Below are 15,067 nucleotides of genomic sequence, written 5' to 3'. Positions count from 1 at the left end.
CTAGTTTGATACTGTTATGTTCCTTCCACTTAAACTGGTCTGGGAATTATTATTTCCTGTTTCCCTTATTACTATGGTATGTCTTCCATTAGTAAGTTTAGTTGTATCTAGACTATAGTGATAACCGCTGTTTACGTTGTTATAGGATGGATATACTTTTGACACATCCAATCTTCCATCTCCATAGCTGGCTGTTCCTACTACTGTTCCATCCACCAGCACCTCTACCTTTTTTACTCCATTTCCATCAAGAAACCAACCGTTAATCATATTGCTGCCACTTATGGTCTGTCCCTCTGAAGGCGTATCTATGCAACCTACGGGATTATTTGATACTGTTATGTTTCTTCCCCCTAAATTGGTCTGAGAATTATTGTTGCCTGTTTCCCTTATTACTATGGTATGTCTTCCATCCTTTAGCTTTGTGGTATCAAGATTATAGTGATAACCGCTGTTTACGTTGTTATAGGATGGATATACTTTTGACACATCCAATCTTCCATCTCCATAGCTGGCTGTTCCTACTACTGTTCCATCCACCAGCACCTCTATTTTATTTACTCCTGTGGAATCCAGAAACCAGCCATTAATCATGCTGCTTCCGCTTATGGCCTGTCCCTCTGAAGGGGTATCTATACAGCCTATTACTGGATTAGCCACTGTTATATTTCTTCCACTTAAATTGGTCTGGGAATTATTATTTCCCGTTTCCCTTATTACTATGGTATGTCTTCCATTAGTAAGCTTAGTTGTATCAAGACTGTAGTGATAGCCGCTATTTCCGTTGTTATAGGATGGATATACCTTTGACACATCCAATCTTCCATCTCCATAGCTGGCTGTTCCTACTAATGTTCCATCCACCAGTACTTCTACCTTTTTTACTCCATTTCCATCAAGAAACCACCCATTAATCATATTGCTGCCACTTATGGTCTGTCCCTCTGATGGAGTATCTATACAGCCTACGGGATTATTTGATACTGTTATGTTTCTTCCCCCTAAACTGGTCTGAGAATTATTGTTGCCTGTTTCTCTTATCACTATAGTATGCTTTCCATCCTTTAGCTTTGTGGTATCAAGATTATAGTGATAGCCACTGTTTCCGTTGTTATAGGATGGATATACCTTTGACACATCCAATCTTCCATCTCCATAGCTGGCTGTTCCAGCTACGTTTCCATCCACAATCACTTCTATTTTATTTACTCCTGTGGAATCCAGAAACCAGCCATTAATCATGCTGCTTCCGCTTATGGCCTGTCCCTCTGAAGGGGTATCTATACAGCCTATTACTGGATTAGCCACTGTTATATTTCTTCCACTTAAATTGGTCTGTAAATTATTGTTTCCCGTTTCCCTTATTACTATGGTATACCTTCCATTAGTAAGCTTAGTTGTATCTAGACTATAGTGATAGCCGCTGTTTCCGTTGTTATAGGTTGGATATACCCTTGCCACATCCAATCTTCCATCTCCATAGCTGGCTGTTCCAACCACTGTTCCATCTACCAGTACTTCTACCTTTTTTACTCCATTTCCATCAAGAAACCACCCATTAATCATATTGATGCCACTTATGGTCTGTCCCTCTGAGGGAGTATCTATACAGCCTGCAACTGGATAAATAGAATTCCATTTTGCATATAATGTTACACTAGAATTTCCCATAGTAAAAATACTATTAGGTGAATAATCTATACCGCTTCCATCTGGTGCTGTATTCCATCCTGCAAATCTATAACCTGTTTTTACAAGATTACCTACATTACCAGATACAATTGCTGTTTCCCCTGAAGCATATGCTTTACTATCAACAGGTACACTTCCACCATTGCCGCCACTTCCATTATAGGTAACAGTATAATTTTCTGTATTAACATCTGATAAGGCACTAACCAATTTCCACACATCGACTGACCCTAACCCGGTCACCATATCATAACCTAGTGAAGAGGAATATTCGCCATTTGATCCACTAACAATATCATGAAATACTGATTGATTGGCCAATGAATACAATCTTGAATTTGCGAGTCCTATAGTACCTAGGCCTTTACTTTCTCTACTCTGGTTAACTAAAGCAAATATAGCAGCCCATTCTGGAGCAGCCGCACTGGTACCTCCATACTGATACCAGTTTCCATTAGAATAAATAGTATATCCGGTATTAGGATCAGCATCAAGGGAAACATCTGGAATCATTCTGTGTCCATTATTTAAAGGTGTTATTCCCTGCTGCCATGATGGTGTTGAAAAAAATGAGCTGCTGCCGCCTCCACTACCATATCCGTAACCATCCACACCCCAACCTGTTTCACTGGAAATTTCCCCGGAACTATTATTTATTTTTAACGTTGTTCCTCCAACAGCCGTAACATAAGGGTCTGATGCTGGATAATTAATAACATTACTTCCATAGTCCCCTGAAGCTACTACAAAAGTAATTCCCTTTGCTGCACCAGCCATAAATAAATTGTTCATTTCAGCTAACTCAGAAGGGCTAAAGTATTGCTCTTCACTTCCCCAAGAATAACTTACTACGTTAGCTTGTCCATCATCTACGATTTGTGTAAACAAATCCGTTTCTGTAGCTGTATCTGCATTAACTCCATCATAAACAAGTAATTGTGCTCCTGGAGCACTTGATAGGGCACACTCTATGTCCATTGTAGTTTCTTCAGAGCCAATTTCATCATACTGCGGAACACCACCCACATTTATAGTAGTAATAGCATTAGTTCCTTTAATGTCAAAAGTATTAAGAAAATTATCTATATCACTTTTATTAAAAGAATTATAAGATGCTATAGCTAATTTGATACCCTTGCCATTAACATTATTTGCATAAGCAGATGTAAAATCATATGCTTTTTGTAATTGTTGTGGGGTAAAGGATGATGTACTTAATGATTGAGACTTTATTTGTTTATTGTAAGATGATGATGGTTTAAGCTTAAAATTATTGAGACCAGAAATATTTTGCACCAATCCTACTATATCATCTGGTAGTTGTGGCTGGGTGCTATTAGCCAAAAACTCTACTCCATCTTTAGAGTAATAATTTAGCTTTACTTTAAATGCCTTTTCTATATCCTGTACAGAGCCAGTGGCTTTAATTGTCATATGGCTATTGTAAGTTTTAGTAATTTTTAATCCACTGTTTTTCAAAAATTCAATAACCGTGTTATTTGCACTTTTGCTAGGTAGAAAATTATTATTCATATCCTGGGCACTTACTACTCTCCCAGCTTTACCAGCGTCATGTGCTGCTTTAATTTTATGTTGCAGCTGATCCTTATTTCGAAATTTTAATCCTATTGTTATACTTAACTGCTTATTAGCTTCTACATCCCCCAATTTTGTAACACCACTGCTGCTAAGTACAGGTAAAATATTACTGTCCTCCATGTACTTATAATTTTGATTTCCAGTGGTGCTGGCAAAAACTGGTTGTGAAATCATAAGAAAACTTATCACTACTGCTAATATTCTTAAAAATTTAAATCGATTACTCTTTCTCATTTATTCACCCCTATTACATTTATAAAAAATAGTATATTAAGTACATTATACATAAAATTATCACAAAATTCATATTATAATTTTATTAAATTTCATTGAAAATTTATCCATTTCTAAGCATCACATAGAATAAAAACTTCACCTGATACCATGAACTCTGTTTATCTAAGCTTTTAAGCATGACAAATAAATAATTATTCAGTATCTTTTACCAGATAATTATCTTCACAAGCCTCATATTCACGGAAGAAACTTTTCACCAGCGCCAAACTCTGTCATATATTTCCAGTAACGCTTTGGCATATGACTCATGCGGCACTTTGGATTATGACGCCCTTCCACCTCAATGGTATTATAAAAAAGCCTCCACAGTTTACGAAAATGCAATTCCTCCTCATCTGGTTCTGGAATCTTAAGATCTTCAATGGGAATAATAGAAGGCTTATGTGGCTTATATATTAGCGCCATACCATGGGTTTTATCATAAATTAAAAAGTGTTCCTCCGGATATCTCTGGCAAAAGTGCTGTACCAGTAATGGCAACACATAATTTTTAGGCTCTATTTCCGCCACTAGCCCACCCTTAAAAACAGAAAAACGAATAAACCCCTTAAGTAAGTGACTTTCGTTATTCAAATGTTTCACTGCCTTAAATAGTCTGTTTACTACATCGTCAGTAAGCATATCCATTACTTTACTTCCGTAACGATAGCCTCTACGAAGAAACAAAAGTATGTATAATTCCTTTTGCAAAAGGCAAGTTAAGAAGGCGCGATGCACAAAATCCAGGGCAGCAATGCCCATTTTTTTAGGTATGGAACTAAAAACTCTAGTGGATTTCTGCAAATCCGTTGAAATTTCCTTTATGGGAAGTAGTAAAGTTTGAGATGCGCTGGGCAGAATAATATCCATGGGGATTTCTTTTTTATCATAACTTTCAAATACACAGCACAGCAATCCGTCAAAGCTTCCATCATATTGATAAATAATATTTGATTCACTAAGCATTTTATCTATAATTCATCACCTTTTTTATTCAAATTATTTGCACAATCTAAGTTAGTGTAAGTTCATCAAAAAAAGATAACTGCTCTGGTTTTTGTTCAAGGTTTAAATTCTGTTTATACATGTCCAGTGTTTTTTCAGACATCAAAGACCTCAATACTGAAGCCTCCGTTATTTTTAAGCCCTCAGCAATTTTACCAGAGCAGGTTATAAAGTACTGTGCTCGTTTTAGTACAACTCCCATTCTCTTAAGATGTTGAAAATCAAGTTTAGAGGTACGACGAGCAGTTACAATCCGCTTAGCACTGTTTACCCCAATGCCCGGTACTCTCATTAAATCCATATAGTGTGCGCGATTTACCTCCATAGGGAAAGTATCCATATGATTTATTGCCCAGTTACATTTTGGGTCTATATAAGGATTAAAACTCTGGTGATCCTTATCCAAAATCTCATTAGCCTTAAAGCCATAAAACCTTAGAAGCCAGTCAGCCTGATAAAGTCTGTGCTCCCTCAAAAGCGGAGGCTTAGTGCTCACCTCTGGCAGCACAGAATTCTCAGCAACTGGTATGTAAGCAGAAAAGAAAACACGTTTAAGCTTATATTTTTTATAAAGTCCTTCTGTTAAATTTAAAATTTGAAAATCCGTTTCTGGTGTAGCACCTACAATCATCTGTGTGCTCTGACCGGCGGGGGCGAACTTAGGTGCATGCTGATATTTTATCAAATCTGTAGAGTTTTCATGTATCAGATTTTGAATATGTCCCATAGGCGCTAAAATGGAATGTTTTGACTTGTCCGGAGCCAAAAGCTTCAAGCTATTTTGTGATGGAAGCTCTATATTAACACTCATTCTGTCTGCCAGCATCCCAAGAACCCGGATTAAATCCCTATCCGCTCCAGGAATGGCCTTTGCATGAATATATCCAAAGAATCTGTACTCTTCTCTCAGTATACTCAGGGTTTCAATCATTCTTTCACAGGTGTAATTAGGATTTTTCAGTACACCAGAGCTGATAAAAAGACCTTCGATATAATTACGACGATAAAAATTCATAGTAAGGTCTGCAAGCTCTCGTGGCGTAAATGAAGCCCTTGGAGTTGAATTTGAACGGCGGTTCACACAGTATTTGCAGTCATAGGCACAGGCATTACTCATCAATACCTTTAAAAGGGAAATACATCTCCCATCCGCCGCAAAGCTATGGCATATACCACAGGCTGTAGAATTTCCAATCCCCCCAGCAGCAGCCTCCCTATTTACTCCACTAGAAGTACATGCTACGTCATATTTTGCTGCATCCGTGAGAATTTTCAGCTTATCAAAAACATCCACCTAAATCATCTCCATAATCCTCTATAATTTCTTAAGCAATAATTCCTTTTGCATTAGCTAGCATATGTTTTGAGAAATTTAACTTGATTTTTTAAATCCTCATTATATTTATACCCATAATATCACAGAACATACGTTCTTGTAAAGAAGATATACTAATTTAAAATTACATTTTAAATCTTAATATTTTTATATTTCTGGATAAAAATTATATTTCCAATGAAAAAAAAATGCTAAAAAGACACCGTAAATTTTAAAAACCCAAGCTGTAAAGATCTTATATAAATATATTAAAAAACGCCTCAAGATAAAATATACTTTCTATCTTGAGGCAATATAAGCTAACATCTTTATTATATACTGTTGGAGTACTTTAATTTGCTTCTTCAAGTATTTCTTCAGATTCCATTGTCTTTCTATCACTCTTTAATAAAAACACCATGAATACTGCACTAAGGGATATAACAGCGGCTATGATGAATGATGTATGCATTCCCGCTACCTGAGCATCAAGGGGATTTGCATATTTACCATTCTTGCCCCAATTACTCATTATGGATATCAATACTGCGGTCCCCATTGAAGCACCAACTTGACGAAAAGTATTATTCATAGCAGTACCATGAGCTATTAACCTGTTTGGAAGAGCATTGAGACCAGCAGTTGTCAAAGGCATTAATATCATTGCTATTCCAGCCATACGTACAGCATACACAATTACAATAAATGTAACTGATGTATTTAGATTCAGGGAAGAGAAAAGAAAAGTTGTTACAGTTATAATTCCCAACCCCACAAAGGCCAATAATTTACTTCCTATCTTATCAAAAATTATACCTGCTACCGGTGACATAATCGCCATCATAACAGCACCTGGGAGTAACATTAATCCAGAATGAAAAGCAGATATACCACGCATATTCTGTGTATATATAGGCAGTATGGTTTCTATTGCCATCATCATTGAGAATGCAATAGTACCAAGTATAGTAGTTAAAGTAAATATTCTATCCTTAAATACTCGAAACTCCAGTATAGGAGATTTTATTTTCAGTTGTCTCCACACAAACAATAACAGACTAATTATACCAACAACAAGTGTTGCAATTACCCATCCATCTGACCATCCATTTGCACCGGCGGTACTGAAGCCATATAATATTCCTCCAAATCCCAAAACAGATAGGATAACTGACAGAATATCTAAATTACTTTCCTTTTGCTCAGTAACATTTTTAAGTATAAATAAAGATACAATCAAATCAATTACTGCAATAGGTAAAATAATATAGAATAAATAATTCCAGGAAAAACGATCTACAATCCATCCGCTTAAAGTAGGACCTATGGCTGGTGCAAAGGCAATTACAAGACCTATCATTCCCATTGCTGCACCACGCTTTTCCTTTGGAAAAATAATGATGAATACAGTCTGCATAAGCGGCATCATGGCACCAGCACCTACAGCCTGCAGAATGCGGGCAATTAATAAAATTGTAAAATTAGGTGATACAGCGGCTATTAAAGTACCCACACTAAAAATACCCATAGAAAATATGAATAAAGCACGTGTTGAATACCTTTCAATTAGAAAAGCCGTTATTGGAATGAATATTCCATTTACAAGCATAAAAGCTGTTGTAAGCCATTGAGCTTTATCTGCTGTAATATTAAAACTTCTCATAATATGAGGCAGTGCTGTAACAAGCAAAGTCTGATTTAAAATTGCCACAAAGGCCCCAATAATAAATACAAGGACAATTGCATTACGATTACTTGGCTTTAATGATGTTGTATTGTTCATTGAAAATCTCCCCTTCTCTATATAAGGCACATTCAAATAAATAGTCAGTCTTTAACTTACTATTTATTTTCATATGCCTAATGCTTTTAGTTTGCTGATTATGGGTTTAAGGTTATCAATTTCATTTAAGTATCCTAATAGAGAGTCTACTAAATAAATTGCCTTTGTTGTTTTGGAAAGTTCCTTACTAAGATGATCTAAAGCAGCTAATGATTCCTTTTTTCTTGTATCACGGTCTGGAAGATTATTTAATTCATCTGCAATATCTAATAGACATTTTTCAATCATATCCTCTTCAAAAATATCTTTATTTTCCCTATAATTAAATTTACTATTCACCTTCTCTTCAGCAAATAGAGCAGGCCTGTTTTTTTTATCCTTAACCAGTACATCTAAATTTTTCTTTATTTCCTGAACAATTTGCTCCGTAGTAACTATTGATTTATTATCTATCATGATTTGTGCGAGCATATTTACACTTCCCATAAGTATAAAGGTTAAATCCCATACAATATTTAGAATATCCTCTCCATAGTATTCAAGTAAATTATTTTTATTCCAGTTCATAATTGTAAATCTTACAAATTCTATATGCTTTTTTATCTCTGTACAATCAACAGAGGATGATGTAAAAATAAGCATTTTAGAAAGTTCTTTGTTTTCTATGTAAGATTCAATTTCATAATAAATCTTTGCTTTAAACTTTTCTTCATCATTCATATTCGCTTTAGAATCAATAGTAGAAGCTTCATGGAGCATCTGTTGAATATTATATTCCAGCAGCTTTCTCAATAATTCATTTTTGGATTCAAATAATTTATAAATTGAAGCCTTTGATATGCTGCAGGCTTCAGCTATACACTGCATTGATACATTATTATATCCATGTTCCGAAAAAAGTTTTTTTGCCTCTAAAAGAATCTTCGTACGTTTTTCCATATCTATTTTCACCCCTAAAAACCAGTTGGTTTTTTAAAAACTCATTGGTTTCCAAAACTATTATATAATTTATTCATAATTAAATCAATAGTAAATTTGTTATTATAACTTTACATATGATCAGTTTCCAAAATTTACATCTATAAGGTGTAGATTTATACTCTTATGGAAATATTTTTACCTCAGGGGTGCGAACATATTCAACTCTGGAAAAATTTACACCACTGGGGTATATTTATATATTCATATATTCATGTATTCATAAAAAAGTTTATCTTTCTGTAACAAAATCTATAGAAATTTATGATAATATATACATATAAATGCCATTAAAAGCATTTCAATGTCATTTTAATACTTTATGCAAGGGGGATAATATGAACAGGAAGAAAATATGTGCAATAATTTTGGCTTTCAGTATTGGAAGTACATTATTTTTGTCAAAAGATTATTTATTAGGAACAACAAACAGCGTTTACGCTGCAACTATTAATGAAAATCTGTCACCAATAACAGATATAGACTTCCCAAAAGACAACAGTAATAATAGTAAGTCTATATTTGTAGGTGGCTGGGCATTAAATAAATCTGGTGTAAAGCAAATTCAAATACTTGTAGATGGACAATTTAAAGGCAATGCAAATATAGGTGGTTCAAGACCAGATGTGGATAAATTCTATTCACAATATAATGATACTAATAGCGGCTATTCCTACACTATAGATTTCAATTCCATTGGAGCAGGATCCCATACTTTATCAGTACAAGCTATAGGTAATGATGGCACAACAAATTTAAATTCGGTAAAAATAAATGTAAATAAGCCTGCACCTTTAATATGTGTGGATATTCCTCACAGTGGAGATGCTACCTTAAATCAAACTACCATAGCAGGCTGGTCCTTAAATGCCTCAAAGGTATCCAGTGTAGACATACTTGTAGATGGTACTAAAGTGGGAAATGCATCTTTAGGCATAGCAAGACCGGATGTAGCCAATATTTTTCCTGCCTATAATGACGGAACAAGTGGTTTTACTTATACTTTAGATACAAGTAAATTATCTCATATAGCTCATACCATAACTGTACAGTCTAACGGTAATGATGGAAGCTCTGCCATACAAAATTTCACACTAAACAGGCCTTCAAATATTACAACTATAGACACTCCAAAAGGTTCAATTAGTGGAAGTGCCACCAATGTAGATGTAGCTGGCTGGGCACTGAATCCTTCTGGAGTAAAACAAGTTAATATTCTAGTGGATGGTACACCTGCAGGTACAGCATCCCTTGGAGACTCAAGATCTGACGTAGCAAAGGTTTTCCCTCAATATCAAAACAGCACAAGCGGATACCATTATACTTTAAATACTTCTGCTATTGAAGGTGGCAAACATACCATAACTGTACAAGCAGTTGGTAACGATGGAACTGTGGAGCAAAACAATTCAACCATAAATTTTGATAAACCACTACCTATCATGTGCCTGGATACTATAAAAAATGGTACCAACGCTCTAAATTCTCTGCCAATAAACGGATGGGCACTAAACATTTCAGGCTTAAAACAGGTAGAAATATCTGTTGATGATAATAAAGTAGGCACTGCAGATATAGGTACAGCAAGACTGGATGTAGCTAAAGTGTTTCCAGACTACAACCAAAACAATAGTGGATTCGACTATACCCTTGATACAGGTAAATTAACTGCTGGAAACCATAAAATAACAGTAAAAGCCACTGGAAATGACGGCACTACTTCTTCTCAGAATGTTACCATATACAGACCAGCTGCTATGACAGACATAGATTTTCCTCAAAATGGCTTGCTGCTTAAAGGAAACAGTACTAATGTTACCGGTTGGGCACTGAATCCTTCCGGAGTAAAGCAGGTTAATGTATTAGTGGATGATAAACAAGCAGGTATAGCAGCTATAGGAGATGGAAGACCAGATGTGGCCAAAGTGTTCCCTCAGTATAATGACACTAAAAGCGGATATCACTATACTCTAGATACTTCCACTATTGGAGGCGGAAAACACACAATAACTGTGCAGGCAGTGGGCAATGATGGTTCTGTACAAGCTAGCAGCATTACTATTACAAGACCAGATAGCCTGCTAACTATAGATTCTCCTCAGGTAAATCAAAGCTTTGACAATCAAAACAGTGTTAATATAGGAGGCTGGGCACTAGACATTACAGGCGTAAAACAGGTATCTATAGTTGTAGATACTCAGCCAGCTGTAAACATAACTCCTGGAGTTCCAAGGCAAGATGTATACAACGCTTATCCAGATTACAATAATAAAAATAGCGGTTATAATTATACTTTAGATCTTACCAAATTAGAAACCGGTACTCATACCATAACTGTATCCAGCACAGGAAACAGTGGACAGACAGTATCATCAAGCAAAACAATAAAAGTAAATAATCCATCGCTGATCCCTGTAACATCAGTAAGCCTAAATAAATCCATAGAGAATTTAACAGTGGGTGATACTGATACCCTTACAGCCACTACAGTACCAACAAATGCTACAAATAAAGATGTAACATGGGCATCTTCAAATAGTGCTGTAGCAACAGTAGATGCTACTGGAAAAATAACTGCTGTAGCCGCAGGTACTGCTACAATTACAGCGACAACTGTGGATGGAAGCAAAACTGCAAATTGTACTGTTACCGTTAATAACAAAAAAGGCTATGTAAACAATGCTTACCTTAATGTAAGATCAGCCCCAAGCTTAGATGCCAACAACATTGTAGGAGTCCTATATGACTATCAGAGTATTGACATCTTAGACAGCGTAACTGATAGTGCTGATAATATTACATGGGATAAAATTATTTATAATAATAGCACTGCCTATGTATCTGATGCCTATATACAACACTATACTTCTCCTCCAAATAATGTAGTTAATATTGCCTCAAATATAACCAAGCAATTCGAAGTTGGAACCTCCGATCAGATTGTAGGAAATTTTGATGGTGAAGGTTTATCTCTTGGATATCTTCAGTGGTGCATAGGTCAGAATACTCTTCAGCCTCTTCTTAACAGAATGGATAGTCAATACAACAGTGAGATGAAAAGTATTTTTGGAACTAATTATGATTCCATCCACAACATGCTGCAGGACACTCCGGCTAATCAACTTAACTGGGCTAAGAGCATTAATGATTCCTCAAATAATATTACGAACTCCTGGTATTCACAGCTTGTAAATTTAACTAATAATCAGGATTTCATAGGTATTGAAAAAGATGCGCAGGTATATACAGTACATCAGGCAATGCTTATATGCGATAAATATAAGCTAAATACAGTAAGAGGCTTTGCCCTTGCCTTTGATATTGTCAACCAGAATGGCAGTATATCCACAGCTGCTCAGGAGATTATATCTAGTACTTATGTTACAAATCCTAATATGAGTGAAAAAGACCTTCTTAAGGTTATTGCAAACGCCATAGCAAGTACTTCAACTACTAATTCCAGTGATATTCTGGCCAGAAAAATGGCTATAATTAACGGACAAGGAACTGTTCATACAATTGATCTTAACCTTGATTCAAATTATGGCCTAAGTGATAATTTGTGGAGATAAGAAAATTGAAAATGCATAATTTCTAAAATTTGCACCCCTGGGGTGCAAATTTTTTTTTACTGAATTTAGACAAAATATACTATTTAATTACAAATCTAATCTAAAATTAACATTTGGTATTTATTGTATATGTTAAATTTAATTATATTTTCTACTTAATTCTATAAGTATAAACTTTTTTAAAAATCCTTATAGCATTGATTCTATCTATAAAAATATCCACAAAATCCATTTACAACTAGTATAAGAACGCCCATGTAAAACACCTCAAAAAATGGTATTTTATATATAAATAAAAGGAAATAAGCGATATGATGAGAAAATTAAAAATAGTCAATAAAATCTGACTTTTTCCCAACAAATAGGATATTGCCAATATATACCATAAAATATTATAGTTACATCAATGAAAATAATATTGCTTGTAAATTCAATAAAAAAACAGATGAAAGGGTGTATACATATGTATAAAATATTTAAAGAAAAAACACTAAATTACAAATGGAATAATTGGATGAAATTTTTAAGAGACCTTAACAAATGGACTAAAAAAGAGGCTGCTGAGAGATGTATGACAGACATTAAACTATATGGAATGTGGGAAAATGGAGTGCACACCCCAAGGAAAGAATCTCAAAAGAACATAGCAAAAGCCTTTGGAGTGAGAGTGGAAGACTTATTTATAGACATTCCCAAAAAAAGTTTATTTATCATGGTCATATGTTTTTCACTTACGTAATTATCTTTCTGTACAAAATTCATAAATATATTTTTATAAAAGCTAATAGGAATATTTTTTTATTAGCAAATGCAGTGTGTGCAAGGAGCCTATAGGTATTGCTGTAATCACCAATATATTAAATTAAATATAATATTATAAGGGGTGTTAATCATGGAACAATCTATTAAAAATACAGATACATCAAAACTTACCAAAGCTGATATGGAGGCACTAGTTAAAAGTGCTAGGGATGGAAATAGTGAATCTATGGAGATAATCCTAAATAAGTTCAACTATTTTATAATAAAGCATGCTGGAAAATACATAGTACCTTCTCATGATTTTGATGACCTTATCCAGCACGGCTTTCTCTCCATAATAAAAGCTGTATATCTTTACAAACTGGGAAGCAACAACTTCACTACCTATTGCACTAATGCAATTATAAATAATTATAAAGCTCTTTTAAAAGGTCATATAAAACACTTTAGAGAAATTCAAAACGAGGCAATTCTGAGTTTACAGGTTTATGACTTCACCCTAGAAGATGAAGTTATTGCCTACGATGAGACAAAACGCATTATGGAAGCTTTAAATAAGCTCCCTGATGAAGAAAAAAATATAATTATTGGAGTATATCTTCAGCATAGACCGCTTACAGAAGTGGCTGCCACCTTGAAAATTAGTTATAGACAAGCAGTTGAAATAAAGAAAAAAGCTCTTCATAAGCTAAGGCAGGCTGCTAACAGGAAATAGTCAATTCACCCCTGGGGTGTAATATTTTCATTTTCAATTTTTGGAAATTTTTACACCCCAGGAGTGCTTTTAAATACTAGTGAGACCCTTTAGGAACCACTTGTTAGAAGATGACTAGAAGTCATTTCCTTGCTAATATTTAGTACTAATTTTCATACTTCTTCTTAAGTTCCAATATCTTTTCTATACTTAATCCTGTACCCTTTGCTATTATTTCTTCATCTACTCCAAGCTTCAGAAAATTTATAGCTGCTTCTTCTTTTCCTTTAGCTTCTCCTTTAGCTTCTCCTTTAGCTTCTCCTTCAGCCCTTCCTTTAGCTTCAGCAGATTTTATTCTAGTCAGTTGATCACTTATTTCAGCTTGCTGAGCTTCGTATAACATTCTAGCTTTTTCATCTTTACTTATTATCTGCAATAAATCATAGGCCTTTTTTATATCCTTATTCTTTTTGGCTAACATCTCTACCTCTCCTTTCGTTCTTGCATCCAGGAATTCCATCCATTGGACTATAGGGTCATCCTCATCCATCTCCACATCTTTATCAAAACGTTTTGGTAATTCTAAAAAATACACTTCCAGTATATCGGTTAATCTATATCCTGTTTCATCCTCTGTTATATGATAACTGGAATACAGCTTATTTAATGGTGTACACTTGAAGTCTACTATATTTATTGTTACACATTTCTTTAGCTTATCGTAGGTATCTCCTGGCTTGATCTGACCTGTATACATCTTACTCCAATAGAATATAGTTCTTTCTGCCATGTACTCTGTTGGCAGTATTTGTATTTCTACATCTATCTGTTTGCCTAACTTAGTTTTTATCCTTACATCAAGAATTCCTTTTTTGTCTTCCTTGAATTCCTTTATAAGTTCACTATTTATTATTTCTATGCCTTCAAATTCTTCTTCTGGAACAGTCAATATGTCACTGAGCAATGCTATTGATAAGTCTTTATGTTTCTCATTACCAAATATATACTTGAAAACGAAATCATATTTAGGTGACATTATGAAATTATCATCTAGTATTTTTTTCTTTTTTCCAGCCACTGTATCACATCCTCTATATTTGCCACTAAATATTAAAATACATTATCTTTACATCTTCATACTTTTATTTTATCAGAAAATTAAGTCTTATTCTACACTATCTATAATAACTACATCAAATTAATGTTTAGCCCATAAAAAAACAGAGCACATTGAACTGTTCTATTTATCAGCTTTATTCCCATTTTTTCATGACTCTCAGTCACCATGGCAGAAATTTGAAACAAAGTAAACAATTTCTGCTATGCAATAGGAGGATTTAACCTAATGTGCGGAATTCTTTAATCCTCTATATTTGTTTTATGACAACTAG

9 protein-coding genes are annotated in these 15,067 nt (G+C 34.6%); 3 read left to right on the top strand and 6 right to left on the bottom strand.

Annotation, left to right across the window (positions count from 1 at the left end):
• The 5 genes from CLOPA_RS23565 to CLOPA_RS04265 form a co-directional block, all read right to left on the bottom strand.
• The gene (locus CLOPA_RS23565) at positions 1 to 3,525 is read right to left on the bottom strand and encodes an Ig-like domain-containing protein (protein ID WP_015614247.1); all 3,525 of its coding nucleotides are present in this window, start codon (positions 3,523 to 3,525) and stop codon (positions 1 to 3) included.
• A gap of 240 nt (positions 3,526 to 3,765) precedes the next feature.
• A complete protein-coding gene (locus CLOPA_RS04280; RefSeq protein WP_015614246.1) occupies positions 3,766 to 4,533 on the bottom strand; it encodes a TIGR03915 family putative DNA repair protein in 768 nt (255 codons plus the stop codon).
• A 46-nt stretch (positions 4,534 to 4,579) separates the two neighbouring features.
• The gene (locus CLOPA_RS04275; protein ID WP_015614245.1) at positions 4,580 to 5,866 is read right to left on the bottom strand and encodes a putative DNA modification/repair radical SAM protein; all 1,287 of its coding nucleotides are present in this window, start codon (positions 5,864 to 5,866) and stop codon (positions 4,580 to 4,582) included.
• Between the two features lie 373 nt (positions 5,867 to 6,239).
• On the bottom strand, positions 6,240 to 7,670 hold the full coding sequence (locus tag CLOPA_RS04270; protein WP_015614244.1) for an MDR family MFS transporter: 1,431 nt from the start codon (positions 7,668 to 7,670) through the stop codon (positions 6,240 to 6,242).
• A gap of 69 nt (positions 7,671 to 7,739) precedes the next feature.
• Positions 7,740 to 8,609: a TetR/AcrR family transcriptional regulator gene (locus tag CLOPA_RS04265; protein ID WP_015614243.1), complete on the bottom strand. Its 870-nt coding sequence runs from the start codon at positions 8,607 to 8,609 to the stop codon at positions 7,740 to 7,742.
• A gap of 377 nt (positions 8,610 to 8,986) precedes the next feature.
• On the opposite strand from CLOPA_RS04265, the gene CLOPA_RS25500 reads away from it, so the two are divergent.
• The 3 genes from CLOPA_RS25500 to CLOPA_RS04245 all read left to right on the top strand — a co-directional run bounded on the left by CLOPA_RS25500 (position 8,987) and on the right by CLOPA_RS04245 (position 13,697).
• A complete protein-coding gene (locus CLOPA_RS25500; RefSeq protein WP_015614242.1) occupies positions 8,987 to 12,220 on the top strand; it encodes an Ig-like domain-containing protein in 3,234 nt (1,077 codons plus the stop codon).
• A 463-nt stretch (positions 12,221 to 12,683) separates the two neighbouring features.
• Positions 12,684 to 12,959, top strand: coding sequence for a helix-turn-helix transcriptional regulator (locus CLOPA_RS04250; RefSeq protein WP_015614241.1), 276 nt, complete (start codon positions 12,684 to 12,686; stop codon positions 12,957 to 12,959).
• A gap of 153 nt (positions 12,960 to 13,112) precedes the next feature.
• Positions 13,113 to 13,697: a sigma-70 family RNA polymerase sigma factor gene (locus tag CLOPA_RS04245; RefSeq protein ID WP_015614240.1), complete on the top strand. Its 585-nt coding sequence runs from the start codon at positions 13,113 to 13,115 to the stop codon at positions 13,695 to 13,697.
• 145 nt (positions 13,698 to 13,842) lie between these two features.
• Here the strand turns inward: CLOPA_RS04245 and CLOPA_RS04240 are convergent, their stop codons facing one another.
• The gene (locus CLOPA_RS04240; RefSeq protein ID WP_015614239.1) at positions 13,843 to 14,754 is read right to left on the bottom strand and encodes an Rpn family recombination-promoting nuclease/putative transposase; all 912 of its coding nucleotides are present in this window, start codon (positions 14,752 to 14,754) and stop codon (positions 13,843 to 13,845) included.
• Positions 14,755 to 15,067 lie beyond the last annotated feature (313 nt).

Source organism: Clostridium pasteurianum BC1 (genome assembly GCF_000389635.1).
GTDB lineage: Bacteria > Bacillota > Clostridia > Clostridiales > Clostridiaceae > Clostridium_I > Clostridium_I pasteurianum_A.
The sequence above is the reverse complement of the archived record's forward strand: the minus strand, read 5'-3'. Positions and strand labels throughout refer to the sequence as shown.

Bases quoted from the DNA above. Each gene is read 5' to 3' on its own strand.
- CLOPA_RS23565 (WP_015614247.1), bottom strand. From the start codon at position 3,525: ATGAGAAAGAGTAATCGATTTAAATTTTTAAGAATATTAGCAGTAGTG.
- CLOPA_RS04280 (WP_015614246.1), bottom strand. From the start codon at position 4,533: ATGCTTAGTGAATCAAATATTATTTATCAATATGATGGAAGCTTTGAC.
- CLOPA_RS04270 (WP_015614244.1), bottom strand. From the start codon at position 7,670: ATGAACAATACAACATCATTAAAGCCAAGTAATCGTAATGCAATTGTC.
- CLOPA_RS04265 (WP_015614243.1), bottom strand. From the start codon at position 8,609: ATGGAAAAACGTACGAAGATTCTTTTAGAGGCAAAAAAACTTTTTTCG.
- CLOPA_RS25500 (WP_015614242.1), top strand. From the start codon at position 8,987: ATGAACAGGAAGAAAATATGTGCAATAATTTTGGCTTTCAGTATTGGA.
- CLOPA_RS04250 (WP_015614241.1), top strand. From the start codon at position 12,684: ATGTATAAAATATTTAAAGAAAAAACACTAAATTACAAATGGAATAAT.
- CLOPA_RS04245 (WP_015614240.1), top strand. From the start codon at position 13,113: ATGGAACAATCTATTAAAAATACAGATACATCAAAACTTACCAAAGCT.